Origin of the sequence: Sulfurihydrogenibium sp. YO3AOP1, from assembly GCF_000020325.1 — a bacterium.
Classification (GTDB): Bacteria; Aquificota; Aquificia; order Aquificales; family Hydrogenothermaceae; genus Sulfurihydrogenibium.
This window is the reverse complement of sequence record NC_010730.1, coordinates 408,648-433,708: the sequence shown is the minus strand read 5'-3', so window position 1 is coordinate 433,708 and position 25,061 is coordinate 408,648. Positions and strand designations below refer to the sequence as shown.

Annotated in this window: 27 protein-coding genes; 11 read left to right on the top strand and 16 right to left on the bottom strand. The window is 32.2% G+C overall.

Features of this window, described 5'->3' with window-relative positions; translation table 11 throughout:
- Position 1 precedes the first annotated feature (1 nt).
- The 9 genes from SYO3AOP1_RS02190 to SYO3AOP1_RS02150 form a co-directional block, all read right to left on the bottom strand.
- Positions 2-1,099: an FtsW/RodA/SpoVE family cell cycle protein gene (locus SYO3AOP1_RS02190; protein WP_012459142.1), complete on the bottom strand. Its 1,098-nt coding sequence runs from the start codon at positions 1,097-1,099 to the stop codon at positions 2-4.
- On the bottom strand, positions 1,086-2,483 hold the full coding sequence (murD, locus tag SYO3AOP1_RS02185; RefSeq protein ID WP_012459141.1) for a UDP-N-acetylmuramoyl-L-alanine--D-glutamate ligase: 1,398 nt from the start codon (positions 2,481-2,483) through the stop codon (positions 1,086-1,088). Before murD ends, SYO3AOP1_RS02190 begins: the two co-directional genes overlap by 14 nt.
- A gap of 10 nt (positions 2,484-2,493) precedes the next feature.
- Positions 2,494-3,393 (bottom strand): acetylglutamate kinase, encoded by a 900-nt coding sequence (gene argB, locus SYO3AOP1_RS02180; RefSeq protein WP_012459140.1) that lies wholly within the window; start codon positions 3,391-3,393, stop codon positions 2,494-2,496.
- On the bottom strand, positions 3,368-3,712 hold the full coding sequence (locus tag SYO3AOP1_RS02175) for a hypothetical protein (protein WP_012459139.1): 345 nt from the start codon (positions 3,710-3,712) through the stop codon (positions 3,368-3,370). The genes argB and SYO3AOP1_RS02175 overlap by 26 nt, the downstream gene beginning before the upstream one ends.
- Before the next feature lie 3 nt (positions 3,713-3,715).
- Entirely contained in the window at positions 3,716-4,144 is a 429-nt protein-coding gene (locus SYO3AOP1_RS02170; RefSeq protein ID WP_012459138.1) for a hypothetical protein, read from the bottom strand.
- Positions 4,137-5,198, bottom strand: a complete 1,062-nt coding sequence (ispG, locus tag SYO3AOP1_RS02165) for a flavodoxin-dependent (E)-4-hydroxy-3-methylbut-2-enyl-diphosphate synthase (RefSeq protein WP_012459137.1) — start codon at positions 5,196-5,198, stop codon at positions 4,137-4,139. Before ispG ends, SYO3AOP1_RS02170 begins: the two co-directional genes overlap by 8 nt.
- Positions 5,195-6,538: a lytic transglycosylase domain-containing protein gene (locus tag SYO3AOP1_RS02160; RefSeq protein ID WP_012459136.1), complete on the bottom strand. Its 1,344-nt coding sequence runs from the start codon at positions 6,536-6,538 to the stop codon at positions 5,195-5,197. Before SYO3AOP1_RS02160 ends, ispG begins: the two co-directional genes overlap by 4 nt.
- 18 nt (positions 6,539-6,556) lie before the next feature.
- Complete coding sequence (gene panD, locus SYO3AOP1_RS02155; protein WP_012459135.1) at positions 6,557-6,961, bottom strand: aspartate 1-decarboxylase; 405 nt, start codon at positions 6,959-6,961, stop codon at positions 6,557-6,559.
- Positions 6,962-7,168: 207 nt separating this feature from the next.
- The gene (locus SYO3AOP1_RS02150; RefSeq protein WP_012459134.1) at positions 7,169-8,122 is read right to left on the bottom strand and encodes a polyprenyl synthetase family protein; all 954 of its coding nucleotides are present in this window, start codon (positions 8,120-8,122) and stop codon (positions 7,169-7,171) included.
- 405 nt (positions 8,123-8,527) lie between these two features.
- Here SYO3AOP1_RS02150 and SYO3AOP1_RS02145 point away from each other — a divergent pair, with 405 nt between their 5' ends.
- The 5 genes from SYO3AOP1_RS02145 (at position 8,528) to SYO3AOP1_RS02125 (ending at position 13,421) form a co-directional block, all read left to right on the top strand.
- The gene (locus SYO3AOP1_RS02145; RefSeq protein WP_012459133.1) at positions 8,528-9,508 is read left to right on the top strand and encodes an IS110 family transposase; all 981 of its coding nucleotides are present in this window, start codon (positions 8,528-8,530) and stop codon (positions 9,506-9,508) included.
- A gap of 244 nt (positions 9,509-9,752) precedes the next feature.
- Entirely contained in the window at positions 9,753-11,009 is a 1,257-nt protein-coding gene (locus SYO3AOP1_RS02140) for an MFS transporter (protein WP_041674515.1), read from the top strand.
- Positions 11,010-11,089: 80 nt separating this feature from the next.
- Positions 11,090-11,470 carry a hypothetical protein gene (locus SYO3AOP1_RS02135; protein WP_012459131.1) on the top strand — a complete coding sequence of 127 codons (381 nt, stop codon included), beginning with the start codon at positions 11,090-11,092 and terminating at the stop codon, positions 11,468-11,470.
- Positions 11,471-11,484: 14 nt separating this feature from the next.
- Positions 11,485-12,615, top strand: coding sequence for a nitronate monooxygenase family protein (locus tag SYO3AOP1_RS02130; RefSeq protein ID WP_012459130.1), 1,131 nt, complete (start codon positions 11,485-11,487; stop codon positions 12,613-12,615).
- The gene (locus tag SYO3AOP1_RS02125; protein WP_012459129.1) at positions 12,612-13,421 is read left to right on the top strand and encodes a radical SAM protein; all 810 of its coding nucleotides are present in this window, start codon (positions 12,612-12,614) and stop codon (positions 13,419-13,421) included. The genes SYO3AOP1_RS02130 and SYO3AOP1_RS02125 overlap by 4 nt, the downstream gene beginning before the upstream one ends.
- Here SYO3AOP1_RS02125 and SYO3AOP1_RS02120 read toward each other — a convergent pair.
- The 4 genes from SYO3AOP1_RS02120 to tmk are packed head-to-tail and all read right to left on the bottom strand — an operon-like array spanning position 13,418 to position 16,776.
- Complete coding sequence (locus SYO3AOP1_RS02120) at positions 13,418-14,365, bottom strand: KpsF/GutQ family sugar-phosphate isomerase (RefSeq protein WP_012459128.1); 948 nt, start codon at positions 14,363-14,365, stop codon at positions 13,418-13,420. The genes SYO3AOP1_RS02125 and SYO3AOP1_RS02120 overlap by 4 nt on opposite strands.
- A complete protein-coding gene (ricT, locus tag SYO3AOP1_RS02115; protein ID WP_012459127.1) occupies positions 14,362-15,234 on the bottom strand; it encodes a regulatory iron-sulfur-containing complex subunit RicT in 873 nt (290 codons plus the stop codon). The genes SYO3AOP1_RS02120 and ricT overlap by 4 nt, the downstream gene beginning before the upstream one ends.
- Positions 15,227-16,165 carry a DNA polymerase III subunit delta' gene (locus SYO3AOP1_RS02110; RefSeq protein WP_012459126.1) on the bottom strand — a complete coding sequence of 313 codons (939 nt, stop codon included), beginning with the start codon at positions 16,163-16,165 and terminating at the stop codon, positions 15,227-15,229. The genes ricT and SYO3AOP1_RS02110 overlap by 8 nt, the downstream gene beginning before the upstream one ends.
- Positions 16,162-16,776 carry a dTMP kinase gene (tmk, locus tag SYO3AOP1_RS02105; protein ID WP_012459125.1) on the bottom strand — a complete coding sequence of 205 codons (615 nt, stop codon included), beginning with the start codon at positions 16,774-16,776 and terminating at the stop codon, positions 16,162-16,164. Before tmk ends, SYO3AOP1_RS02110 begins: the two co-directional genes overlap by 4 nt.
- Positions 16,777-16,852: 76 nt before the next feature.
- Here tmk and SYO3AOP1_RS02100 point away from each other — a divergent pair, with 76 nt between their 5' ends.
- The 5 genes from SYO3AOP1_RS02100 (at position 16,853) to SYO3AOP1_RS02080 (ending at position 20,732) form a co-directional block, all read left to right on the top strand.
- Complete coding sequence (locus SYO3AOP1_RS02100; protein WP_012459124.1) at positions 16,853-17,092, top strand: NifU family protein; 240 nt, start codon at positions 16,853-16,855, stop codon at positions 17,090-17,092.
- A gap of 560 nt (positions 17,093-17,652) precedes the next feature.
- Positions 17,653-17,934: a hypothetical protein gene (locus tag SYO3AOP1_RS02095; protein ID WP_012459123.1), complete on the top strand. Its 282-nt coding sequence runs from the start codon at positions 17,653-17,655 to the stop codon at positions 17,932-17,934.
- On the top strand, positions 17,934-18,908 hold the full coding sequence (gene pfkA / locus SYO3AOP1_RS02090; RefSeq protein ID WP_012459122.1) for a 6-phosphofructokinase: 975 nt from the start codon (positions 17,934-17,936) through the stop codon (positions 18,906-18,908). The genes SYO3AOP1_RS02095 and pfkA overlap by 1 nt, the downstream gene beginning before the upstream one ends.
- Positions 18,909-18,913: 5 nt before the next feature.
- Complete coding sequence (locus SYO3AOP1_RS02085; protein WP_012459121.1) at positions 18,914-19,204, top strand: septation protein SpoVG family protein; 291 nt, start codon at positions 18,914-18,916, stop codon at positions 19,202-19,204.
- On the top strand, positions 19,197-20,732 hold the full coding sequence (locus SYO3AOP1_RS02080; protein WP_012459120.1) for a cytochrome c biogenesis protein ResB: 1,536 nt from the start codon (positions 19,197-19,199) through the stop codon (positions 20,730-20,732). Before SYO3AOP1_RS02085 ends, SYO3AOP1_RS02080 begins: the two co-directional genes overlap by 8 nt.
- A 290-nt stretch (positions 20,733-21,022) precedes the next feature.
- Here SYO3AOP1_RS02080 and SYO3AOP1_RS02075 read toward each other — a convergent pair whose 3' ends face one another.
- From SYO3AOP1_RS02075 to SYO3AOP1_RS02065, 3 genes are read right to left on the bottom strand one after another with little or no spacing between them, the layout of a single operon-like run.
- Positions 21,023-21,736: a Crp/Fnr family transcriptional regulator gene (locus SYO3AOP1_RS02075; protein WP_012459119.1), complete on the bottom strand. Its 714-nt coding sequence runs from the start codon at positions 21,734-21,736 to the stop codon at positions 21,023-21,025.
- A 16-nt stretch (positions 21,737-21,752) separates the two neighbouring features.
- The gene (locus tag SYO3AOP1_RS02070) at positions 21,753-23,300 is read right to left on the bottom strand and encodes an MlaD family protein (protein WP_012459118.1); all 1,548 of its coding nucleotides are present in this window, start codon (positions 23,298-23,300) and stop codon (positions 21,753-21,755) included.
- A 1-nt stretch (position 23,301) separates the two neighbouring features.
- On the bottom strand, positions 23,302-24,297 hold the full coding sequence (locus SYO3AOP1_RS02065; RefSeq protein WP_012459117.1) for a 3-dehydroquinate synthase II: 996 nt from the start codon (positions 24,295-24,297) through the stop codon (positions 23,302-23,304).
- 112 nt (positions 24,298-24,409) lie between these two features.
- On the opposite strand from SYO3AOP1_RS02065, the gene SYO3AOP1_RS02060 reads away from it, so the two are divergent.
- The gene (locus SYO3AOP1_RS02060) at positions 24,410-25,060 is read left to right on the top strand and encodes a Yip1 family protein (RefSeq protein WP_012459116.1); all 651 of its coding nucleotides are present in this window, start codon (positions 24,410-24,412) and stop codon (positions 25,058-25,060) included.
- The last annotated feature ends 1 nt before the right edge of the window (position 25,061 follow it).

Sequence of the window (25,061 nt, the reverse complement as noted above, 5' to 3'; positions counted from 1 at the left end):
CCTAAGTCCTTTGAATGAAGTTTATTTTGTTAGGCTCTTTTGAAATTCTTAGTAGAATTCCTATATACAAGAAGTTCATGATCAATGAAGAACCACCATAGCTTATAAATGGTAGCGTAAAACCTGTTGATGGGAAAAGGTTTAAGGTTACAAATATATGAAACAACGCGTTTAAAGTGATAATATACGTTATACCAAGTCCAAGTGTTTGGACAAAAATATCATCTTTGCTTAAAGAGATTTGTATTCCTCTTATTAGAATAATGATATATAAAGCTAATACAAAAAAAGTGCCAAAGATGCCGGCTTCTTCGCCAATTAGAGCAAAAATATAGTCTGTATGGATTTCTGGCAGGTATTTTAATTTTTGGGTTCCACTACCTATACCTTCACCAAATGGACCTCCTTTTACAAAAGCAACCAAAGATTGAAAGGCTTGATAACCTTCCTTTGTAGATGGGTCTGGGTTTAGCATACCTATCAACCTACTTTTTGCGTAATTACTTGTTAAAATTATTAAAGTTCCAAAGGCTATTATGAAAGGTATAAAGATGAGTAAAGGTTTGACGTTTGCTCTTGAAGAGAATAGAATTAAGGTTGTGAGAATAAGCAAGAATAACGCAGCTCCTTTATGTGGCTCAAATGCAATTAAAACAGCTGTTAAAAAAACAACGCCAAAGATAACAATAAAAGGTTCTAATGTTTTTAAAATATCTTCTTTTCTGGATAGGTATTTAGCAATAAATAAAACGGTTGCGAATTTCATATACTCTGAAGGCTGGAATTTAAAAAATCCTAAGTTTATCCATCTATGGGTTCCGGTAGAATCTCCCGGTAAAAAATATACCAAAATCAGTAAAACTATTCCAAAGCCAAAAAAGGCGTAAGCCCACTTTTTCCAAAAATCCATCGGCATTAAATAACCAAATAATCCCGCAAAAATGGCAACAAATAAAGCTATAAAATGTCTTTTTACATAATAAAACGGGTCTGCCGGAGTGTAGGTAAACGTTGCACTGTATATAAATACAAATCCAACTATTACAAGAAGAGAAAAAGCTAAAAATATATAGTTATCAAAATACTTACTTCTTACCATTTAAGCTTTCCACTATTTCTTTAAATTTATTTCCTCTATCGGCGTAATTTTTAAACATATCAAAGCTTGCACATCCGGGAGAAAATAAAACAACAGCTTTGTTGCTTTTTGCAACTTCAAAAGCATCTTTTACTGCTTCCTCTAAGCTTTCCTTTTTTATGCTGTTTGTATAATCTTTAATCATCCGAAATATTTGCTCTTTATCTCTTCCTATTATAAACGCTGATAAAACTTTGGTTTTTAATAAACTACCGAGCTTAGAAAAATCTCCACCTTTGTTTATTCCGCCAAGAATCAAAACAATTTTTTCATCAAAGCTTTCTATCGCCTTTTCTACAGCTTGAACTGTCGTTGATTTTGAATCATTATAAAACTTAACACCTTCTACTTCTTTTACAAATTCTATTCTATGATTAAGAGGTTTAAATTCTTTTATTTTTTCAATCACTTTATTTATATTTACATTCAACAGATAAGCCGTCAGGATCGTTGCCATTATGTTTTGAAGATTATGAAATCCTATAAGCTGAGTTTTTACTTGAATTTCTTCTGTTTTATCATCTTTAAGCACAAGATTATAAACATTTAAACCATCTTCTTTTCTATATTCTTTTAAATAAATTCCTTTAACATCCTCCGGAAGCTCTTTTAAAGAAAAGTAATAGACATTTTTGCCTTTTATATTTTTTAAGCATTTATCATTATAATTTAATACTGAAAATTCTGTATTTTTTAAAAGTTTTAGCTTAGACAAAATATAATGTTTTTCTTTTTTATGCCAATCAAGATGGTCTGTTGATATGTTTAGTATGATAGATACCTTTGGCTTTAATGTATTTGTTGAGTAAATCTGAAACGATGAGAGTTCTAAAACTACGATAAGAGGTGAGACGTGAGAGGTTGAAATATTATTTTTATTCATAGTTTTATCGCTATTTGCTTTGCCCAAAGAATTGTCTTCTTGGTCTAAAGGCTTTTGGTAAGAAAACGAAGCTTCTTCTATTTTATCCAAAATCTCAACAAATGGAATGCCATAGTTTCCGCCAACATAAACATTTTCATCTGATATTTCTTTTAAAACTTCATAAATCAAAGATGTTGTTGTTGTTTTTCCATCTGTTCCGGTGATAGCTATTATTTCACAGTTATCATTACACTGTCTGTATGCAAATTCAATTTCTGAGATTATTGGAATTTTCCTTTTTTTTGCATACTTAAAAATTCTGTTAAAAAACGGTACGCCGGGAGATACGATGATTGTATCTATATTTTCATTCTCCGGCAGTGGGTCGTTGTCATCAATTATCAAAGATTTAATGTTTTTTTTCTCAAGATATTTTTTTATTGATTCTCCTGTTTTGCCTTTTCCGTAGATCAATACCAAAATTTAGCTCCTACAGAGTTATTTCTGTACCAACACCTTTTTTAGTAAAAATTTCTAAAAGAATGCAGTGAGGAAGCCTGCCATCTAATATATGTGCTTTATTAACGCCTTTCTCTAAAGCTTGGATACAAGCTTTTACTTTTGGAATCATTCCACCTTTTATAACACCATCTTTTATCATTTGGTTTATCTGGCTAACAGTTGCAGATGACAAAGTATTGCCGTTTTCATCTTTTAAGCCTTCTATGTCTGTTAAAAATAATACTTTTTCTGCTTTTAAAGCTCCTGCAATAGCTGCTGCAACAAAATCTGCGTTTATGTTGTAAGCGTTTCCTTCTGCATCAAATCCTATTGGTGCAATAACAGGTATGTAGTTGTCTTCATCTAAATGGATTAAAAGCTCCGGATTTACTTCTTCAACCTCTCCAACATGACCTAAGTCTAAAAGCTCCGTTGGTCTGTAATCTCCAATAGACCTAAAATATTCTTCTGCATCTAACTTTTTTGCTTTTATTAAACATCCGTCTTTTCCTGTAATTCCTACCGCCTTCACATGCCCGCCTGAATAACTATTTATCAACTGAACGATGCTTTTATTTACAAGACCACCAAGAACCATCTCAACAATATCCATTGTCTCTTTGTCTGTTACTCTCAAACCGCCAACAAATTTAGACTCTAAGCCCATTTTTTTCAAGTACTGACCTATCTGTGGTCCTCCACCGTGAACGATTACAGGATTTATTCCAATGTATTTAAGCATTATGATATCTTGTGCGAAAGCATCTCTTAAATCTGCTTTGTCCATAGCGTTTCCGCCGTATTTTATAACAAAGGTTTTACCTCTAAAATTTCTTATAAATGGCAGTGCCTCTAAAAGTATCTCAGCCTTTTCTATGATGCTTTCCAACTTTTAAAGCCTCCTCTATAAAATCTTTAAGAAAGTTTATTAGCTCCGGGTCTGCAGGCAGGTCTACCCAATATGTTCCATCTTCATGTTCTATTCTTAGAGCTTTTCCGTTGTCTAAAAAGTATATATTTGTAAGTCCTTTAGAAAAATACCATTCTAACTCTTCGGTTATTCCTTTCATTACTAAGCTGAAGCTGCTTTTATATTTTATAACTTTTTTTAGCACTATAGGCGCCTTTCCAAATTCATCTACACCTTCAAGCTCATAAGAAGTAACATCTACAGCAACGCCTCTTAAGTTGAATTCTTTCTCTTCCAAACCTTAATCCTCCAACAGAGATTTTACAGACCATTTTTTGTTTTTAGATTTTCTTTCAGAAGGCTGAACTAAAAATAAAAACTCTTCAATCAATTTTCTTCTTCTTTTTTCTTCTAATTTACCGGAAAATTGTTTTGAAAAAATCTGCTGTATTATCTCAATCTCTCTTTTTTTTAAAATAGAGAAATCTTTTAAGTCGTTTAATAAATTTTTGGCTTTTTTGTGTGTTAAGATTAAAACATAAGAATTTTTGTTTTTTCTAAGAGTTCCGCCGTATGCTTCTTTTACCCGGATTAAAAAATCTTCCTTTTTAGACCTTAAAATGACCTCAGGATATATGCTTTTCTTTGTTCTTCCATCTTTTTTTAAAGAAAGTTTGCCACAGTTATCAAACATTCCGGCTAAATAAGATAAAAATATTTCCTTATTCATTATCCATTCTTTGAATTTCGTTTAATAACTCCTCTACCATCTCTTCTTCAGAGACTCTTTTGATTGGAACTCCTTTTTTAAATAAAATAGCTGATTTATTTCCACATGCTAACCCAATATCTGCTTCTTTCGCTTCTCCAATTGCATTGACAACGCATCCCATTATTGCAACCTTTAAAGGTTTATCTACCGCTTCTAATTTTTCTTCAACTTTTTTGACAACTTCCGGCAAGTTTACCTCAATCCTTCCACATGTTGGACAGGATACAATCTCAACACCTTTTCTTCTCAAATCCAGTGCTTGAAGAATTTGATATACTACCTTTATCTCTTCCTCCGGGTCTGCTGTTAAAGAGACCCTTACTGTATCTCCGATGCCCTCATACAGTAAAATGCCAATACCGACAGCTGACTTTATAGACCCTCTACCTGCTGGCCCTGCTTCTGTGATACCTATATGAAGCGGTATGTCAGTTTTTTCTGCAAAGATTTTATTTGCTTTTATATTTTGAAGTACGTCAGAACCTTTTATAGAAACTTTAAAGTTTGTAAAACCTACAGACTCAAAAAATTCTGACCAGTACAAAGCACTTTCTGCCAAGGCTTCAGCAGACGGATAACCATACTTTTCAAGAAGTCTTTCTTCCAAGGAACCAGAGTTAACACCAAGTCTAACTGCAATATTTTTTTTCTTACACTCTTGAAGGATTTCTTTAATTTTTCCTTTATCGTTAATGTTTCCCGGATTAAGTCGGATTCCGTGTATACCGCTTTCAAGAGATAAAAAGGCAATTCTTGGAGAAAAATGTATATCACCTATTACCGGAATTGGAGAATTTTTTACAATTTCTTGCAGTGCTAACGCATCCTCTTCTCTTGGAACGGCTACCCTTATAATTTCACAACCTGCTTTTGCAAGCCTATTTATCTGATTTAAAGTTGCTTCTATGTCATGCGTTTTTGTGTCTGTCATAGATTGGACAACTATCGGTGCTCCATCGCCTATTTTAACATTACCTACATAAACTGGTCTTGTCTTTCTTCTGTTTATCAAGGAATCAATAGCTCCTGTCCAACTTTAATATTGTTATCTTCTAAGTTATTTAAATTTCTCAAAACGTCAACAGATACACCAAACTTTCTTGCAATGCTAAATAATGTATCTCCTTTTTGAACGATATAAACATTTTCTTTATTTGAAGATGGCTTATAGGATGTTTTAACAATCTCCGGTTTTTCAGATGTTTTGATTAGTGATATTAAAGATTCGCTACTATTTTCACTCTTAGGAGGCTGAGTTTGGGAGACAATTGTTTGAGCAGGTTCAGTTGAAGGCTTAGGGTTTGATGTTTTTGCTACATATCTATTTTCACTGGTTTTATTTTTAGCAATTGGCTGTGTTGTTATGAATCTTCTGTCAAAGGTTGCAGCGTAATCAAGCTTTGGAAGGTTTATGTTTATTCCTTCAAATGCTATATCTTTCTTTAAATGGGCATTGTAGAATTTTAAAATATCAAATTCAACTTTTTTCTCTTGCGCCAAGTCATTTAAGTTTATCTCTCTGTCGGCAGTAAAATTAATAACATCATAAATATTTGTTTTAACATCTAATCCATATTTTTCAGGATTGTTAGCAATCAAAAGAATGGCAAAAAATCTTGGAACATACTCTTTTGTTTGTGATGGAAGGATATTTTTTATCTCAGAAAAAGATGTGGCTGACGAGGATTCTAATCTTTTTGCAACACATTTTTCTCCGCAGTTGTATGCTGCAATTGCAAGCTCCCAACTACCAAACATGTTGTATAAAGTCTTTAAATATTTTGCAGCTGCTATTGTAGATTTGTATGGATCTCTTCTTTCATCGATGTAATCATCTATTCTTAATCCAAACCTTCTACCGGTAGATGGAATAAACTGCCAAATTCCGGCTGCATTTGCAGAAGATGTAGCAAAAGGATTAAAGCCGCTTTCAACAACCGCAAGATATGCCAATTCTTCCGGTAGTCCTTCCTGTCTAAAAATTTTTCTTACCATTGGCATAAAGTAGTTTGCTCTTTTGAGAGCATTTTCTGTAAAGTATTTTTTTGTCGTTGTAAAGTAATCTATAAAATAATCTATATCTTTATCATCCGGAATTTGCATGTTTAATGCAGATGCTTCTTTTTTGATAAAATTTTCATCTTCTTCTGTAATGGCTATTAAGACTTCATTTTTTGTGTTATTACTCTCTGATGTTTTTGACTCAATTTTTTCTTTATTTTCGTTTTTTACGACAGTCTTTAGTTTATATGTATCTTTGAAAGTAGAGCTTTTCTTCTCTTTAACTTGAACGGAGCAAGATTGTATTAAAAACCCTATCAAAACCAATAGTATTATGAATTTATATCTCATTGTTAATCACCTACTTTACTATTCGTTAGTTTTAGCTAAAACTTTAGAGTTTAATGCCAATACTTCTTTCTTTTCTTTGATTGTATTTGTGTTTTCATCTATGTAAACAAGATTTACTTTGAAGCTTTCTAAATCTTTCTCGTTTACTGCTGCATACGATGCAATTATTATAATATCCCCATAATGACCTAATCTTGCTGCCGCTCCGTTTAAGATGCATTCTCCTGAATATCTAACTCCAGGGATTACATATGTTGAAAATCTTTGACCATTGTTTACGTTATAAACTTCTATCTTTTCAAACGGAATTAAATTTGCAGCTTCCATTATTTCTTCATCTAATGTAAGACTTCCTTCATAATGCAAGTCTGCACCGGTTATTTTTATTCTATGAACCTTAGATTTTAGTAATGTTCTATACATCAATGCCTCCTATCTTTACTTTTTGACAGAAGAAGTTAGCAAAATTTTTTAAATCATGCAAGATTTAATGTCATATATTTATGAGAGAGTTGTAAAAATTTTCGTAAGCTTACCTTTCCTTGTCATCCTAAGAATGTAAGCCCGAGGGATCTCCTTAATTAACATTTGCCAATTCTTAATCCAACACCTATTCTATTCTCACTTATATCACACTTCTCTTTCAATTATAAATTTAGCTAAACTTTCCAATTCCTCAACATCTTCACTGTTTCCAAAAACTCTTAAACTTTCTATTGCTTTATCTACAAAGTCTTTTGCCTTTTGTTTAGTCTCTTCTATTCCACCGTAGCTTTCTACAATATTTTTAACTTTTAATAAATCTTCAGTATCCGGATTTTTGTTTAACAAAACTGATTTTATAAATTCTTTCTCTTTTGCAGATAGTTTTTCTCTTACAGCAATCAAAGGGTATGTTATTTTTCCCTCTCTTAAATCATTCATTATAGACTTTCCGGTTTTTTCCTCTTTTCCTGTGTAATCTAATAAATCATCTACAATTTGAAATGCCATACCGATATTTAAACCATACTCAAAAGCTTTTTGTTTTAAAGTCTCATTATCTGTTCCAAGTGCTGTACCAACATAACAGCAACTTCCAAACAGTGCTGCAGTTTTTCCTTCTAAGATGGAGTAATACTCTTGTAATGTTATATCAAAGTCAGCAATTTTTTTTAGTTCTAAAAGCTGTCCTTCAGCCATTTTTTTGACTGTTTGGCTTACGTTTTTAATCATATCTATATTGCCATGGATAGAAAAGAGATAAAGTGCATTGGCATACAAATAATCACCGGTTAAAACAGTTGTGTCATTTCCAAAAATTCTATTAGCTGTAGGCTTTCCGCGTCTTAATTGTGAGCCATCTACAACATCATCATGAAGAAGGGATGCTGTATGAAGATATTCTAAAGCAGCTGCCAAGATATAGTCTTTTTCTTCATTTTTATTTTTCATTATTTTAGAAAATTTCAAAACAAGATAAGGTCTAACTCTCTTGCCACCGCTGTCTATAATGTATTTGCCTACTTGAAGTATGAAATTAACATTACTATCTAAATGCTGATACATTACTTTTTCAAAATATGCTTTATCAAAATTAAACAAGAAATAGCTCCTTTCTGAGTATTAGGAAATCTTGCATCTTTATTATACAATAAATGCTTTGAATAAGAATTTTCAACTTTTTAAAAGAGAGTGTTCTAAAATTTTTTTAAGTTGTAAATATAACTTCACCTTTGACTGTCATTGTATATTAAATATACCAAAAATTTTTTAAACTATAAGAGAATAAGATTTTATAATAATTATAGACATGAGAGAAAAAAGGAAGGACAGATCAAGTGACTGTCATTGGTCTTTTAAGACCGCTCAGGATGTTTTAAACTGTCCTTCCTCTACTTCCTAAAACCTGAATCAGAACATTAGGCTTTTAAGCCTGTATTTAACTACGATGATAGGTTATCAGGAAGTTTCTTTCATGTCAAGTATTTTATGAAAGGAGGTATTCTTATGAATGGCTACAAAATAGTCATAGGAATTGATGTATCTAAAAACTCATTCACTGCTACAGTTTTGTATGATAACAAGAAAGAAAATTTTGAAGTTAAATCTGACCCAGTTGAGTTTGAAATGAAAGTAAAGCCTTACCTTAAGAAGTTTAAAAAGTCAGATATGCTTATCATAATGGAGCATACAGGAGTTTACCATTTAAAGCTTGCTAATTATCTGTATGAAAATGACTATAATGTAGCAGTAATAAATCCATTTTCAATAAAGAAATTTATGGAAGCTAAAATGACAAGAGTCAAAACAGATAAAGCTGATTCATTCTTTATTGCAGAATATGGAAGAACGTTTTTCGATGGAGAGCTTTATAAACCAAAATCAGATGTAGAAAAAGAAATTGAAGTAAAACTAAAGATATTAGAAGACCTACAACAGCAGCTTACAATGCTAAGAAGAGAATCATTAACCTATGTACCAATGAAAAAATTGAAAGAGAATTTAGAATATTACGATGAGCTAATTAGAAAAATAGAAAAAAACATAAAAGAACTTGAGAAAGAGATAAAAGAATTGTCTAAGAAGAATTATCAAGAGGAATACAAACTTTTAAAAAGTATACCCGGTATAAGTGATAGGACTATAGGAATGATAATATCAGTATATGGAAATTTTGAAAGATTTAAGAGTGTAAAAGATGCATCAAGTTTTATAGGAATCAGTCCGGGTATACATGAAAGTGGAACGAGTGTAAAGAAAAGTGGTTCAATAAAAAAGATGGGAAATCCATATGCAAGGAAAATATTATACATGGCAGCATTATCAGCAATAAGGTTTAACAAATACTGCAGAGAATTATACGAAAGATTAGTAAGTAAAGGTAAGGCTAAAAAGTTAGCATTAGTAGCTGTAGCACATAAGTTATTAAGGCAGGCATATGGTGTATTAAAAAGCAGAAGACCATTTGATGAAAATTTTTGTACTTGACATTTAACATAGAACATCCTGAGGACTTTAGTCCGAAGGATCTCCTCATTTTAAAGAAAGTGAGTAAGTGAGAGGTAAAAGAACGGAGATTCTTCGCACGGCTACATAATGACGTTAATATGGTTGATTAATTTTTAGACTTAGTTAGAATTTGGAACACCCTTTTTAGATACATTAACCTCCTACCTAACATATGCTAAAATTTTTAAATTATATAAAAAAAAGCTTAGAGGTGATAAGAAAATTGGCATCTAATAAGAATGTAGCTTTTTCCGGAATGATTGGGAATATTTTAGAATGGTATGATTTTACTTTATATGGCTATCTTGCTGTAATTTTATCTCAGTTATTCTTCCCATCAGAAAACGAAACAGTATCACTTCTTGCATCATTTGGGGCGTTTGCTGTAGGTTTTTTCTTTAGACCTCTTGGCTCTGTCTTGTTTGGATATATAGGCGATAAGTACGGAAGAAAAAAGGCTTTGATACTTTCTATCTTTTTGATGGCTATACCAACATTTTTGATAGGACTACTTCCAACCTATCAGCAGATTGGGATTTTAGCTCCAATATTACTTACTTTTTTTAGGATACTTCAAGGGCTGTCAACAGGTGGAGAGTATACAACTTCCGTTACGTTTGTGGTAGAGCATGCACCAAAAGACAGAAGAGGCTTTTTTGGAAGTATAAATTTACTTGGTGCTGTAATTGGAATTATGTTTGGCTCTTTGATGGGAGCGTTTTTAACTTCTATTTTCGATAAAGAAACTTTACTTGATTGGGGTTGGAGAGTTGGATTTTTATTTGGGATAGTATTAGCTATAGTAGGAATATACATTAGAAAAAACACATCAGAAACACCGGAATTTTTAGCAATAGAGGAAGAAAACAAAACAAAAAATCCACTACTGAAAACATTCATACACCATCCAAAAGAGTTTTTAATCTCTATTATCTATAGTAGCTTACAAGGTGTAGCGTTTTTCTTATTATTTGTATATATGCCAACGTTTTATAGTAAAATACTGAAAATTGAGATGTCAAAGGCTTTGTTTATAAACAGCTTTGCGATGTTTGTTTTGATAATTTTAATACCTATTACAGCTCATTTGTCAGACAAGTATGGTAGAAAGCCATTTTTATTAGCATCTACGTTTTTATATTCAGCGGCTTCTGTATTTTTATTTAAAGCAATTCTATCAGGTGATATTAGTATCATTGTAATGTCTCATGTTGCGTTTGCTGTAATATCATCACTGTTTATGTCTATACTTCCTACATTTTTGGTAGAAAACTTTCCACCGGATGTAAGAAATACTGCATTTTCTGTTGGATATAACATATCTCTTGGAATATTTGGCGGAACAGTTCCTATGGTTGCTACGCTTCTAATTCAAAAAACGGGTATTTTATACTCTCCGGCTGTTTATCTCTCTGTGGTTGCATTTATATGTTTTCTTACTACTTTATTTATAAGAGAATCTTTTAAAAATGAAATATAGGTGATTAACATGCCAGCATTAGCTAAAAAAAACAGTGTTTAGAATTTGATCTAAATGATATTTTTAAAGAGGGGTAGAGAATGGCAAAAATAGTTAAGTTTGGGAATTTTGAAGAAAATCCAGAAGAAAATAAAGAGAAAGCTATTGATGAAAATGATGAAGAAATGCAGATAAAAAAAGCGGTAGAAGAGCATATACTTTCTAATTTTGCAGTAAAAAATGTTCTTGGCATGGATATTGTTTACAAAATAAACAAATCTGATATTGGAGTCATTGGGACGGTAGCTTATGAACATAAGAGAAGAGAAGGCTCTTTCATAGCAGATTTTATAGCAAAAGGATATAAAAGCAAGAATCAGTATATAATAGATACATTGGCTTTTGAAGCAGGTGAACCAGATTTATACAGAAATATATTAAATATGTTAAAGGCTAAAAAGGCTTTACCAGAAATCGATTAAAGAGAGGTTTTAAAATGGGCTTACCAAGTTTAAGAATAGGAAAATATGAATTTGAATATCCAATAATTCAAGGCGGAATGGGCGTTGGTATATCGTGGGAAAATTTGGCAGGCAATGTTTCTAAGCATGGATGTTTGGGGGTTGTATCCTCCGTTGGAACAGGATACAGATATCCTAACTATGTAAAACTAAAAGACGGAAGGCCAATAGGAAGTAAGTATATTCATAACAAAGAAGCTTTAACAAAAATAATACAAGATGCAAAAGAAATAGCAGGTGGAGAAAAAGCTATAATAGGCGTAAACATTCTCTGTGCCATTACAGAGTATGATAGAGTCGTTAGAGATTCTATTGAAGCCGGTGCTAAAATAATAATCTCCGGTGCTGGATTGCCGCTTAGACTTCCTGAATATGCGGAAGGTTCTGATGCTGCTCTTGTGCCGATTGTATCTTCTGCAAGGGCTTTAAGGGTAATCTGTAAACACTGGAAAAAGAAGTATAACAGACTTCCTGATGCAGTAGTGCTTGAAGGTCCATTGTCCGGAGGTCATCAAGGGATACCTTATGAAGACTGTTTTAAGCCGGAATATCAGTTAGAAAATCTTCTTCCTGAGGTTTTAAAAGAAAGGGATATGTGGGGAGATTTTCCGGTCATAGTTGCAGGTGGAATTTGGAGTAAAGAGGATATTGAATGGTATATTTCACAAGGTGCTGCCGGCGTTCAGATGGGTACAAGGTTTGTTGGAACTTATGAATGTGATGCATCACCAGAATTTAAAAAAGTTATCATAAATGCAAAAAAGGAAGATATAGTTTTACTTAAATCACCTGTTGGCTATCCGGCAAGGGGAATTGTAACAAAGCTTATAAAAGATATTGAAAGAGGAATAGCTCCGGAAGTTAAATGTACGTCTAACTGTGTAGTTCCATGTAATCATGGAGAAGAAGCTAAAAAGGTTGGATACTGTATAGCAGACAGACTTGGAGATGCTTACCTTGGAAGAGTAGAAACAGGATTATTCTTCTCCGGTGCTAATGGATATAGAATTAAAAGATTAGTTCATGTGAAGGATTTAATAAGAGAGCTTGTTGAAGGAATACCATCCGGACAAGAAGAGCCGGAAGAAAGCTTAGTAGCAAAATGAAATTAGAAGGAATCATCCAAGACCAGCTTAACTGTTTGTTAGAGATAAAAACAGATGATGGATACACCATAGAATCTGTCCATTATAGGACTACTTTATGCGTTTCATCTCAGGTTGGATGTTCGGTCAGATGTGCATTCTGTGCATCTGGCTTAAATGGTCTTATAAGAAATCTTTCATCACAAGAGATTATTAATCAGTTCGAAATAGCAAAAGACCAAGGATTTGAGATTACAAACATAGCCTTTGCCGGAATTGGTGAACCACTACTTAACTTTGAAAATGTTAAACAAGCATTTGATTACTTTAAGTCTATTGGTTTAAAAGTTAGCTTTTACACAACAGGATTTCCCATAAAATACTTTAAAGAGCTACTTCATCTAAATCATGATGGACTGACATTATCTCTACATTCAGTTTTAGAAGAAAAAAGAAAATCCTTAATTCCAAACTCTCATAGCATAGAAGAATTAATTCAAGTCTTTGAAAACCATTTAAAAACTTTATCAAGCAGAAAAAGAAAGCTTTATTCTATCGGATATCTGCTAATCTATGGAGAAAATGACTCTGACGAAGAGTTAGAGGCTTTGGCAAACATTGCAAAAAGATTAAACATTGGAGTTTCTTTGCTTAAATACAATGAGATAGAAAGTTTGCCATTTAAGACCACTCCGGATGAAGAGTACGAAAAAGCATTTTTAAAGCTAAAAAGTCATGGAGTTAGAACAACTTTATCCAATAGATACAGAACAAGAAAAATAGGCGGTTGTGGTACTTTAATGATAAATAGGTTAACAGTAGTCTAAATCACTCCACTCTTTAAAATATCATGAATATGAACTATTCCTATTGGCTTACTGTTTTCAACCACCGGAAGGACTGTTATGTTATATCTTTCCATTAACTCCAATGCTTGAAGAACATACCAATGTTTTTCAGCTACCTTAGGGTTTTTTGTCATAACATCTTTTGCCAAAGAATTGTCTATACTACCACCTTTGTTTATAAATCTTCTTAGGTCGCCATCTGTTATAATTCCCACTAAATTATTATTTTTATCAACTATCAAAACAGCACCTAAGCCTTTTTCTGACATTTCAATAATAGCTTCTCTTAAAGGTGCATCTGTATAAGATAATGGCAGGTCTTTTCTCATGATATGCTCAACTTTCATAAGCTTTTTACCAAGAGAACCGCCTGGATGAAATTTTGCAAAATCTTCTTCTTTAAAACCTCTTAATGTAAGTAATGCTACTGCCAAAGCATCACCAAGAACAAGCGTTGCCGTCGACGTTGAAGTTGGTGCTAAATTCAGCGGACAGGCTTCTTTGTCAACGTTTAAATATAAAACCACATCAGAATATTTTGCCAAAGTAGAGTCTTTTTTATTTGTTATAGAGATTATCTTGTTTCCCCATCTTTTTAAAATTGGAATGATTGCGATTAATTCCGGAGTTTCACCACTGTTTGAGATGGCTAAAATCAAGTCTTCTTTTTCTACCATCCCAAGGTCGCCATGAATGGCTTCAGCCGGATGCAAGAAAAACGAAGGTGTACCCGTTGATGAAAAAGTAGAAGAAATTTTTTTGCCTACGATTCCTGATTTGCCAATTCCTGTTATTACAACTTTACCTTTACAATTTAAAATTAAGTTTACAGCCTTTTCAAAATTTTCATCTAATGAGTCTTTAAGTCTGTTTAAGGCATTTATCTCCTCATCTATTGTTTTTTTTGCAATATCCAAAATCAATTTAATTCAGCCTCAGGTATTGTTAGATTTTCTTTTGACCCACAACCATTACATCCACTACAACTTTTTTGTGGCTTAATCATTCCTTTTTCTTCAAGCTCTTTAAAACCAATTTCAATCGTATCATTTTCTTCATTTGTTAAGATTATTTTCTCTCTTATAAAATCGTAGTATTTAACTATATAATCTTTGCCGTCCCAATTGATGGTTGAACCAATTTCCGGAAGGTCTTTTTTAATCTCATAATTTCCAAGTTCATAAGTCAAACAGCACATAAGTCTTCCGCAGATTCCTGTAAACTTTGTCGGCGTTGGCGGAAGATTTTGGTCTTCTAAAATTTCTACAGAGATATTTTCAAATTTATCTAAAAATACATTACAACAACACTGTTGACCACATATGCCAATTGCACCTGCAATTTGAACCCCATCTCTCACTCCAACCTGCCTCATCTCTATTCTCATCTTTATCTTTTTAGCAAGGATCTTTACAAGCTCTCTGAAATCCACTCTACTTTCTGCAGTATAATAGAAAATTACTTTACTTCTGTTTATTGGTATGTAAGCTTTTAAAAGATTCATCTTTAAGCCTTGATTGCTTGCTTCTTCTTTACAGGTTTTAAGATGCTCCTGAGCTTCGTTTTCGTAAGCATCAAACCTCATAATATCTTCTTTTGTTGCTTTTCTAAGAAATTTATAATTTTTTAATTCCGGTGTGTAAACAGTATTACCAAGAACTAAAACAAGCTCCTCACCTTTTTCTGATTCAATAACTACAAAGTCTCCTTTTTTTACACTTACCGGAACCTCTGCCTCAGAAAATTTGTTTGTATCAAAAAACCTTATTCTTACCGGTTTTATGTTATTCATACAACGCTCCTTTTTGAGTTAGTCTAAAATAAAAACTTTCAATAATCAATTTTTTCTTAACACCCTTTCTTAAACTTGTAATAGCTAATCTATACTGATTTAAAAATTTTTGATAGCTATCAATATCTTTTAAATCTTTACTATGCTTAATGTAGAATTTGAAAATTATATCAAAAAAAAGATTTACATCTTCTATATCCATTTTGTCTATCTTAGCTGCGATTGAAAATATACCTTCCGGATGTTTTTTGTTTATCAAAATTCCAACAAAATCTTTAGCCCATACATAAATCTCCTCTTTTTTCAATAACGTAGAAGCAATACATAAACTTCCATCTGATATATCAGCAAGCTCTTTGATCTTTTTTTCATCACTTAATTTTAGGCTTAAAATATCAACCACATCCTGATGGCTCAACTTTCTAAATCTAATTTTTTTTAGCCTAGAAACTATTGTAGGAAGAAGCTGATTTTGGTTAGAAGTTGTAAGTATGATTAAAGTGTTTGACGGTGGTTCTTCCAAGGTTTTTAGCAATGCATTTGCACTTTCTGTATTTAAATTTTCTGCCTTTTCTATGATTAAAACCTTTCCTTTCGAAGACTTTAAAGAAAGAAAGCTTATAGCTTCTCTAATTTGGTCTATTTTTATCTCTCTGTTGTCAGATTGAATAAGCATTATATTGGGATGTGGTGTTAGGTTTGTGTTTTCATAAACATTAGAAATTAAATTATTGACTAACTTGCAATCATTACATACTCCACAGCCAAAACCTTCTTTCTTTTCACATAAAAAACCACGAGCAGTATATAAAGCCAATAACTTTTTACCAATACAGTCTTTACCCTCATATAGTAAAGATAAAGAGTCATAATTTTTATGTAAATATTTCTTAATCAGTGTCTTTTCTTTCTCGTGTCCGATAACCTTCATATTATGCTTCTCTGTTTTAACGAATCAACAATAATTTTGTGTATTTCCATAATATCCATCGTTCCATCAATGACAACAAATCTACCTTTTTCATTTTCAGCAATCTTTAAAAATCCTTCTCTTAACTTTTTATGAAATTCTATATCTTCGCTCTCTATCCTGTCTTTACTTTCGCTTAATCTTTTAAGACTAATTTCAACAGGAATATCTATCAAAAATGTTAAATTAGGCTTTAATCCATCTGTTGCAAGAGTATTTAGATAGCTAACAATCTCATAATCAATCCCTCTTGCATAGTGCTGATATGCAGTTGTAGAGTCAATGTATCTATCTGATAAAACTATATAACCGGCATCTAAGCTTGGTTTGACTATGCTTTGAATATGTATATTTCTGTCTGATTCGTAAAGTAAAAGTTCAGCTATGTATGGAAATTTTTCATCCCATTTTGAAAGTAATATTTCTCTAATTTTTTGACCTATTTTAGTCCCGCCGGGTTCTCTTGTCTTTATAACATTCTTACCTATACTTTTTAAGTAATCATAAAGAAGATTTATCTGTGTAGTTTTACCTGATGCTTCTATTCCTTCAAACGTAATAAAAAACCCCATTTATCCTCACTTAAATCATAAAAATTTTAACCGCTTGGTATATAATTTTAGCATAAACAAAGTAGGAGGCTTTAAGATGGCAATAGATAGACAAAAGGTCGAGGAAGTTTTAGAGCAAGTTAGACCATATTTAAGATTTGACGGTGGAGATGTTGAACTTGTTGATGTTGGTGAAGATGGTACTGTTTATGTTAGATTAATGGGTGCATGTTCAGGATGTCATATGTCTTTATGGACTTTAAAAGGTGGTGTAGAGACAAGATTAAAACAAGCTATCCCAGAAGTTAAAGAAGTAGTAGCCATAAACTTAGGATAATCACATAAAAAGAGGTTTTTCACGGCAGAATCTCTTTTTTGATTTTTTGAAAATAAGAACATTCGTTCAGAATGACACTGTAAGGCATACAGGCGGAGATTCTTCTCACAGCTTTAGAATGACGCATTTTTACATTCCTCGTCATCCTGAGGACTTTAGTCCGAAGGATCTCTTTTTTGATTCTTTAAAAAGAAAAACAGGAAATTCTTCTAAGTGAGCATAGAAGATAAAAAGCCTTCAAAGTAATCAAAGTTTCTGTGAGAAAATCGATGGAAGGAATTTTAACTAGCAAGTTCTTGCCCCTTTCTCGGAAAGTTTTTTCTTAAGAGACTACTTCTCTGGAAAAGCTGTTAATGATTTGGCGAGACGTAGAATAGGATGGTAGGTAGGGGGCAATGCATAAATTGTCCATAACTTAGTCCTGTTTCAGACTGACGGGACATTCCTGTAGTAAAACCCACTCTCTTACCTCTCGTTTTCTTACTTCAAAAACAATAAAACATATACAAATTAATCTCAAAAAGTGATAAAATTATCCTAAATTTTTTGGAGGTTGTATCATGAAAAAAGTATTATTTGCATTAGCTATTACATCTGTTGTAAGCGCATCATTTGCAATCACAAAACAAGAAGCAGAGAAAAAGATAGCAAACTATGTAGGACTTGGTAAAGACTATACAATCAACGTTTGCGAAAATGATAAATATTTTATAGGTGAAATCAATCTAAAAGGTTATGAAAATTTATCAACTGTCAGAAAAGTTTATGTTAACAAACAAACAGGCGATATTATCCCGGAGATGGCTCAAGCTTCTGATTTTTGCTACATGCTAAATAAATAATGAAAAAAATCGGATTACTTACAAGCGGTGGAGACTGCCCTGGTCTTAACGCATGCATTAGGGCAGTTGTTAGAACTGCTAATTACTATAATATTGAAGTTGTAGCTTTTAAAAGAGGTTTTAAAGGTCTTATAGAAAACGATTTTACGACCTTAGATTACAAATCTGTTGCAGGTATTTTACAAAAGGGAGGAACTATTCTTTTAACTGCAAGAGAGCCAAGATTTAAAGATTATAATTTTAGAAAAATAGCTTATGAAAATATACAAAAACATAATATAGAGGCATTGTTTGTGATTGGTGGTAATGGAAGCTTTCAAGGTGCTTATTTACTGCAAAAAGATTTTGGACTAAACATCATAGGAATTCCAAAAACTATTGACAATGATATTTATGGAACAGATTATGCAATAGGGTTTGATACAGCTGTAAATAATGCTATGGAAGCAATAGATAAAATAAAAGACACAACCATGTCCCATGAAAGAATCTTTATTGTAGAAGTGATGGGAAGAGATAACGGATTTATAGCATTAGAAGTAGGTATTGCTGTAGGAGCGGAATTAACATTAATACCAGAATATCCATTTCCGCTTCATGTAATTGAAGAAACAATCTTGAAAGCAAAAGAAATGGGGAAAAACTTTGCGATAATTGTTCTTGCTGAAGGTGTTGCATCAGCAAAAGAACTTTCTGAAATACTAAACGAAAGATTAAAAGACAAAGATGTTGGAGAAATTAGATATCAGGTTCTTGGATACATACAAAGGGGTGGTAGTCCTTCAGCATACGATAGAGTAATGGCTTCAAAATTTGGAGTTTTTGCTGTTGAAAAATTTGTTCAAGGTGAGAAGAATTTTATGGTTGCCTATGAAAATGGTAAACTTCTTACAAAACCACTGGAAATTAGCTTTAATAAAGTTAGAATTCCAAATCTTGAAGAGTATCAAATAAATAACATTCTATCTATGTAATAAGCATGAAGATTACTCAAGTAAATCTATTTCCTTTTAACACTGGAAGAATAGGCGGAAGGGTTAGAGCTGTTGCAGAGATAGTTTTAGATGACTTAATCTTAATAAGAGATATAAAACTCATAGAATCAAAGCACGGTGGACTTTTTTTAAGCTTTCCAAAGAAAAGGTCTGGCAACAAATTCGTTGATATTGTTGAAATTCTTGAAAGTCAGCAATTAGAACAAATCAGAAGGGCAGTGGTTGATAAGTATAAAGAAATGATGGACGTAAAGCCGGAGGAAAACATTGATTAAAAAAATCATATCATTTCTTGGAAATGTAAAACTTGGAATTATTTATTTAATTCTTTTAGCAATTTTGTCTGTTTTAGGGTCAACATACATAAAACAAGGTGAAACCTATATTACTTACTATAAAGAGTATGGAGAAATTCCCGCAAAAATTATATGGATTACTTGGTTAAACAATGTATTCCATGCATGGTATTATCAGTTATTGATAGTTTTGGTAGCCATAGCTGTAATCTTTGCCACAATCGAAAGATTTCCATCAATCTATAGAACTGCCTTTGGTAAAGTAGAAAAGAAGATGCCGGAAGGTGTTTTAAAAAAGCCTTCTACGATAAAGCTTTCTTTCAATGAATCAATCGATGAAACTCTTCAAAAAATTGTTTCATTTATTCATAACTTAGGTTTTAGAAAGGTTGAAGTCATAAAAGAAGATAATGCTGTATATCTCTTTGCAGAAAAAGGCAAGGTCTCAAGACTTGCGATGCTTGTTACTCACATAGGTATCATTATTTTCCTTATAGGCGCTTTCTTAGGTTCCTATCTTGGTGTTAGGGGTCAGATAGAAATTCCAGAAGGTGAAAAAGCTGATTATATAAGAAAGTACAGAGAAGGTTCTTTAAAACCCGGAGATGAAATTTATAAATTGCCGTTTGAAATAAAGGTGGATAAATTTTGGCTTGAATTTTATGATAGCAAAGAGTTTGCAGGTGCTGTAAAATCCTATAACAGTGAAATAGAGATTTTAGAAGATGGAAAACCCGTTATGAAAAAAGTTATAAAAGTTAACGAACCAGCAGAACATAAAGGTTATAGAATTTTTCAAACATCTTACGGAAAAACAGGAGAGATTAAAGAAGCTTCTATAGTAGCAGTTAATTATGATGAACTTATAAAGTATATAGAAGAATCTCAAATTTTAAATCAAAAACTTGCATCAGAATCAGATGAAGACAAAAAAAGAGAGATTGAAAAACAGCTGAGAGATTTAGATAGGAGAGTTTCTGAATTTTTTAATAAAGCAAAAAGAATAAATTACAACTACAATAACAATATTTATAAATTTGACGATGCTGTAATTCAAGTTGTTAATACGACTTTAAACTACAAAAATCCAATGTTAGCCCAGCAAGATGTGTTTGACCCCTTAGTCGTAACAAAAGTAAAGTACAACGATAAAGAGTTTAACATGCCAGTTGGTGCAGATGTTAACGTTTCTATTTTTGCCTACGAAAAATTTGTAAAACCTTATGGATTTCCTTACTTACTTATCATTGAAAATATGCAACCAAGATATTTTTCAGGATTGCAGATTAGCTATTTCCCTGGAACCAATCTCATTTGGCTTGGAACTATTATAGTAGTTCTTGGAACAATGCTGGCATTCTATATCGTTCATAGAAGAATTTGGGTCAAGATTGAGGAGAATAACGGTATTTCTAATGTTTACATAGCCTTCTACTCTCAAAAGTTTAAAGAATCTTTTGAAGCTAAGCTGAAAGAAGAGGTGGAGAAGTTAAAAATTACTTCTTGAAAAGGAATTTAATATTAAGACAGGTTATCTATCCTCTTTTAAAAAATTGAGTAAAAAGGGAGGCTGCTTGCAAAAATCAACATCGTCATTCTGAGCGTTAGCGAAGAATCTCATGTTTTTTTGAGTTTCTTGGCCGATATATTTAATAAATATTAGAACTTTTTATTGTTTGTCTCCTAGATGACGTAGAACCGTATTATTTCTCCTTTGTAATTCCAAAGCACAAGACTGAACGAACTTCTACAAAATTTTGGAAAATCTGCTTACTTTAGTCAAAGAATTCTGCAAAACTAACTAATCAAATCTTGAAGATAATCTATATCAAAAATCTCTATTTTGCCTCTTTCTGTGTCTAATATTCCTTCTTTTTTCCATCTGCTTATTACTCTAATTGCTGTTTCTACCGTTGTTCCTGCCATTTCTGCTATATCTTGCCTTGTTATTGGGGCATTTATTACTACGTTATCGCCTTCTTTCTTTCCAATCTTATCAACAAGTTCGAGAATAAGCGTTGCTATTCTTCCTTCTACCTTTTCAACAGCTAAGCTTTTAAGTCTGTCATATGCTTCAAGAATATTTTTAGTAAGCTCGCACGTTATTCTTACTGCTAAAGCAGGATACATTAGAAGCAGTTTTAAGAAATCCTGATTTGATATATATAAAACTGTTGTATCAACCAAAGCTTGAGCTGTATAAGTATTAACAGGTGGTCTGTTATCTTTCATAACAAGCCAGCCAAAGCTTTCGCCTTTTGTTGCAAGTCTTAGTATTACAGTTTTGCCTTCGTTCGTTTCTTTGATTAGCTTTACTATTCCATCTATTACAAAATAAATACCCGGCTCTTTATCTCCTTCATAGAATATGTATTCACCTTTCTTAAATTTCTTTACAACAAAGAACTTTTCTATATTTTTCAACTCTTCTTCTTTAAGCTCTTTAAATAGTTCTAACTCTTTTAAAGCCTCTATTTTATCTATATTTATCCTTTCTCTTTCTCTCTTCATCATTTACCCCCAAATTTTATCTAACTTTTGGCAAACTGCCGAGAAGATATTTTAAATAATTGTCTGTAAATACAAATCCACCACCTACATAAAAGCCTCTAACAGAACTGTTTATTAAATCAGAGCCACCAAATTTTACAAATATTGGATAACCACTAAATCTGTACTCAAGTCCAATGTCTAACTCGGGATTGTTTGGCTGATTTATCAAATCTTTTCTATTAAATTTATAAAGGTCTGACACTAATTTCAAATTATCGTTTAATACTATATCTGCACCAAGGCCTGCTGAAGAATCTTTAATACCAAAACGAGCCCAAAGCTGTGTAGAGCCAAGTGTTAATATTTTTCTTGCATATTGAAGGTCAAAAAGTATTCCATATTTTTTTGTTACGTATGTTGTAGTGGTTCCGTTTGAAGTAATTTCTTCTTTTTTATCTACATAACCTTGAGAGTTGGAAAGTATTCCAACATAGTAGTATCTGTCATCTGTTGGTATAAATCTAAATGCTGCACCAGCTTTTGAATCATCGTTTCCTGTATGTTTCTCACCTTGCATGATAACTTCAAGATTTGACTCTTTTACAACTTTAAACGGCTCTGCAAAGGATTTTATACCCTCATTTACATTATTATACATATCATCTTGATTTACTAATTTTCCAAGTGTTCCTTTTCCTTCGTTAACTTTTGCCAAAAGTTCGTTTAAGTTTTGAGATGCTTTTCTGATATTTTCGATTGATAGCTTTAAATCTTGTCTATTTTCACTAACAGCTTGTTCTATTTGTGTAGCTGCCTTATCTACAGAATCAAGAGTCTTGGGAGCTTTTTCTTTCAGTGCAACAGATAGGTCTTTTAAGTTAGCAATCAACTTTCTCATATCTTCTCTGTTTTCTGCCGTTATATTTTTAGTGTTTTCAAGAGTTTTGTCTAAATTTTGGATAATACTTGGAAGCTGTTGTCTAATGTCTGCTGTAATCTGTCTGATATTGGCTATAGACTGTCTTATATCTTCTTTGTTTTCTACTACAACATCATTTGTGTTTGAAGCAAATTTATCAAAATCTTCTATGAGTTTCTTTAATCTGTCATCACCCAAGGCTTTGTTTAAATTATCCATCAATTGCGCAAATTTCTGTGCTGAAATCTGAACTTGATTTATCATCTCTTCCGTTGAAGCAACTTTTGCTTGATTTTGAATAACCTGATTTTCTGCTAAATTGCCTGCGTTAGGACTACCCGGATCTATATAGATATACTTATCTCCCATTAAACCATAAGTTCTAATTGAAACAGTTGCATTTTTGTATAAAGGTATTTCTTCTTTTATCTTTAAAAGTGCTTTAACTTTTCCATTTTCAAAGGCTATATCTTCAACTCTACCTGCTTTTACACCTAAAACCTGAACATCCGCACCCTTAGATAAACCTTGAGCATCATCAAAATAAACATAATAAGTCTTAAAAGATTGACCCAGCTCTTTGCCGCTAAATTTTATAATCAAATATCCTGTTAAAATTGATATCAATAAAACAAATATTCCTACTTTTTGTGAAGTTTTCATTTTATTTCTCCAAAATAGTCTCTTCCACTTTCATTCCAAAGTGTCTTCCAGCCTCTTCAACGTAGCCGACAATTTCATCTCCGACTTTTAAATCTACCACAGATATTGGCGTTCCGTCAGGCTTTACAACTCTTATTGTTTCTGCATTTTGTAATACTGCTGATAGTTTTTTTCCTTCATATTCAGCTTCTATTAAAAGCATAGGTCTTCTTTCTACCTTAGCCCTTCCTACATAGACAACCCTTCCGCTGCCGTTAAAATCATAAACCATCACTTCTTTTCCTGCTGAAAGCTCGCTTAAATAGGTGGTTTTTCCGTTTGGCACTCTTGTATACATATGAACCGCACCAGCATTAACTCTAAACGGCCTTGATGCTACATATTCAGATTCTTCCGTTTCTCCATGAACTAAAATCATTCCGGCTGAAGAATTTCCGACAAGCATTCCTTCACCACGTTTTAAAAGAGAGGTTGTATCTACCGCAACCCTATCACCCATTCCGATAGGTTTTATTGCGGTCACTTTTGCTTTAATAAAGTTTAATTTTTCAGTATCTTCTTTAATAACCTTAGCTACCTTTTTTACTTCGTTTATATCTGTTGTTTTTAAAACAACACCTTTAACTCCCTTTTCAAGAATGCCAACAGAGGTCTTTGCTTCTTCTGAATTTTTAACAATTGAGTATATGTTGGGAGATTGGGCAATTAAGTTTTCAAGTGGAATGATAGTCCAGTCTGTTGTTTCTACGATTACTTTTTTACCACTTTTTGCAAGATTTGCCGCCTTTTCTTCATCGGCTTTATTTTCTATTTTTACTATTACGAAATCGTCAGAAAGATTTCCTTCTTTGTCTTGGATTATCAATTTGACTCTTCCGAGCTTTTTTATCTCATTTGCTTGTTCTTCTTTTATTAATATAAAATCAACTCCAGATTCTATCGCGGTTGTTATTACAGCTTTAGGAACATTTCTGGCATCAAGAATAAACTCTTTCATTTAAACTCCTTAACTAAGTTTATGGTTTTCTTAATTTTATCACAAAATAATTATGATTACCATTAAAATGGTATAATTTAAAAACTAATAAAGCATTGTTTGAGGTGGTTAAATGTTAGATATATATCTAAATCCAAAAAAGTCTATGGAAAACTTAGAGATTAAAGGCTACTTTGAAATGTTTTTAAAATATATTCTTCCTTTCTCTTTCTTTCCGGTGCTTGGATATCTGATTGGTTTTACAGTTTTAAAGTCAAACTATATTTCTTCTATAATCCAGTTTTTAGACATGCTTAAAAATGACCCAAAGGCTGACAAATCAACTATTGACTATATGAATTTGATTTTAAACATGCTTCAAAATAATGATTTTAATAAAATCTTAATTTTCTTATTGATTGTATGGATATTTGAAATTTTCAAACCTATATTTTTAACAGGTTTAACTTACTTTTTTGGTAAATCTTTTGGTGGTGAGGATAATCCAATGAAAGTTTTTAACCTTGTAGTCTATGCTGTTATACCCGTTTATATATCTGAAATTACCTATATGATAAACTCGCCATTAACTGCTATTGCATTGTTTTTGAGTAGTTTTTATATGTTTTACCTTATTTTTATAGGAAGTGAAAAGGTTTTAAAAGTTCCTTCAGAAAATTCTAAAAACTTTCAGTTTGTAGTGGTGCTTGTTATCTTTTATGTAATATTGAGCGGAATTTTAGGTATGCTTCAAACTAAGCTTATTCAAATGCTAATTAGCTAAA

What these genes read in the sequence shown, in the direction of transcription:
- SYO3AOP1_RS02070 (WP_012459118.1), bottom strand. Translation starts at nt 23,300, where the DNA reads ATGAAAACTTCACAAAAAGTAGGAATATTTGTTTTATTGATATCAATT.
- panD (WP_012459135.1), bottom strand. Translation starts at nt 6,961, where the DNA reads ATGTATAGAACATTACTAAAATCTAAGGTTCATAGAATAAAAATAACC.
- pfkA (WP_012459122.1), top strand. Translation starts at nt 17,934, where the DNA reads ATGAAAAAAATCGGATTACTTACAAGCGGTGGAGACTGCCCTGGTCTT.
- SYO3AOP1_RS02085 (WP_012459121.1), top strand. Translation starts at nt 18,914, where the DNA reads ATGAAGATTACTCAAGTAAATCTATTTCCTTTTAACACTGGAAGAATA.
- SYO3AOP1_RS02170 (WP_012459138.1), bottom strand. Translation starts at nt 4,144, where the DNA reads ATGAATAAGGAAATATTTTTATCTTATTTAGCCGGAATGTTTGATAAC.
- SYO3AOP1_RS02065 (WP_012459117.1), bottom strand. Translation starts at nt 24,297, where the DNA reads ATGAAAGAGTTTATTCTTGATGCCAGAAATGTTCCTAAAGCTGTAATA.
- SYO3AOP1_RS02075 (WP_012459119.1), bottom strand. Translation starts at nt 21,736, where the DNA reads ATGAAGAGAGAAAGAGAAAGGATAAATATAGATAAAATAGAGGCTTTA.
- SYO3AOP1_RS02095 (WP_012459123.1), top strand. Translation starts at nt 17,653, where the DNA reads ATGAAAAAAGTATTATTTGCATTAGCTATTACATCTGTTGTAAGCGCA.
- SYO3AOP1_RS02060 (WP_012459116.1), top strand. Translation starts at nt 24,410, where the DNA reads ATGTTAGATATATATCTAAATCCAAAAAAGTCTATGGAAAACTTAGAG.
- SYO3AOP1_RS02190 (WP_012459142.1), bottom strand. Translation starts at nt 1,099, where the DNA reads ATGGTAAGAAGTAAGTATTTTGATAACTATATATTTTTAGCTTTTTCT.
- SYO3AOP1_RS02100 (WP_012459124.1), top strand. Translation starts at nt 16,853, where the DNA reads ATGGCAATAGATAGACAAAAGGTCGAGGAAGTTTTAGAGCAAGTTAGA.
- tmk (WP_012459125.1), bottom strand. Translation starts at nt 16,776, where the DNA reads ATGGGGTTTTTTATTACGTTTGAAGGAATAGAAGCATCAGGTAAAACT.
- SYO3AOP1_RS02125 (WP_012459129.1), top strand. Translation starts at nt 12,612, where the DNA reads ATGAAATTAGAAGGAATCATCCAAGACCAGCTTAACTGTTTGTTAGAG.
- SYO3AOP1_RS02160 (WP_012459136.1), bottom strand. Translation starts at nt 6,538, where the DNA reads ATGAGATATAAATTCATAATACTATTGGTTTTGATAGGGTTTTTAATA.
- SYO3AOP1_RS02130 (WP_012459130.1), top strand. Translation starts at nt 11,485, where the DNA reads ATGGGCTTACCAAGTTTAAGAATAGGAAAATATGAATTTGAATATCCA.
- SYO3AOP1_RS02110 (WP_012459126.1), bottom strand. Translation starts at nt 16,165, where the DNA reads ATGAAGGTTATCGGACACGAGAAAGAAAAGACACTGATTAAGAAATAT.
- SYO3AOP1_RS02145 (WP_012459133.1), top strand. Translation starts at nt 8,528, where the DNA reads ATGAATGGCTACAAAATAGTCATAGGAATTGATGTATCTAAAAACTCA.
- ricT (WP_012459127.1), bottom strand. Translation starts at nt 15,234, where the DNA reads ATGAATAACATAAAACCGGTAAGAATAAGGTTTTTTGATACAAACAAA.
- SYO3AOP1_RS02135 (WP_012459131.1), top strand. Translation starts at nt 11,090, where the DNA reads ATGGCAAAAATAGTTAAGTTTGGGAATTTTGAAGAAAATCCAGAAGAA.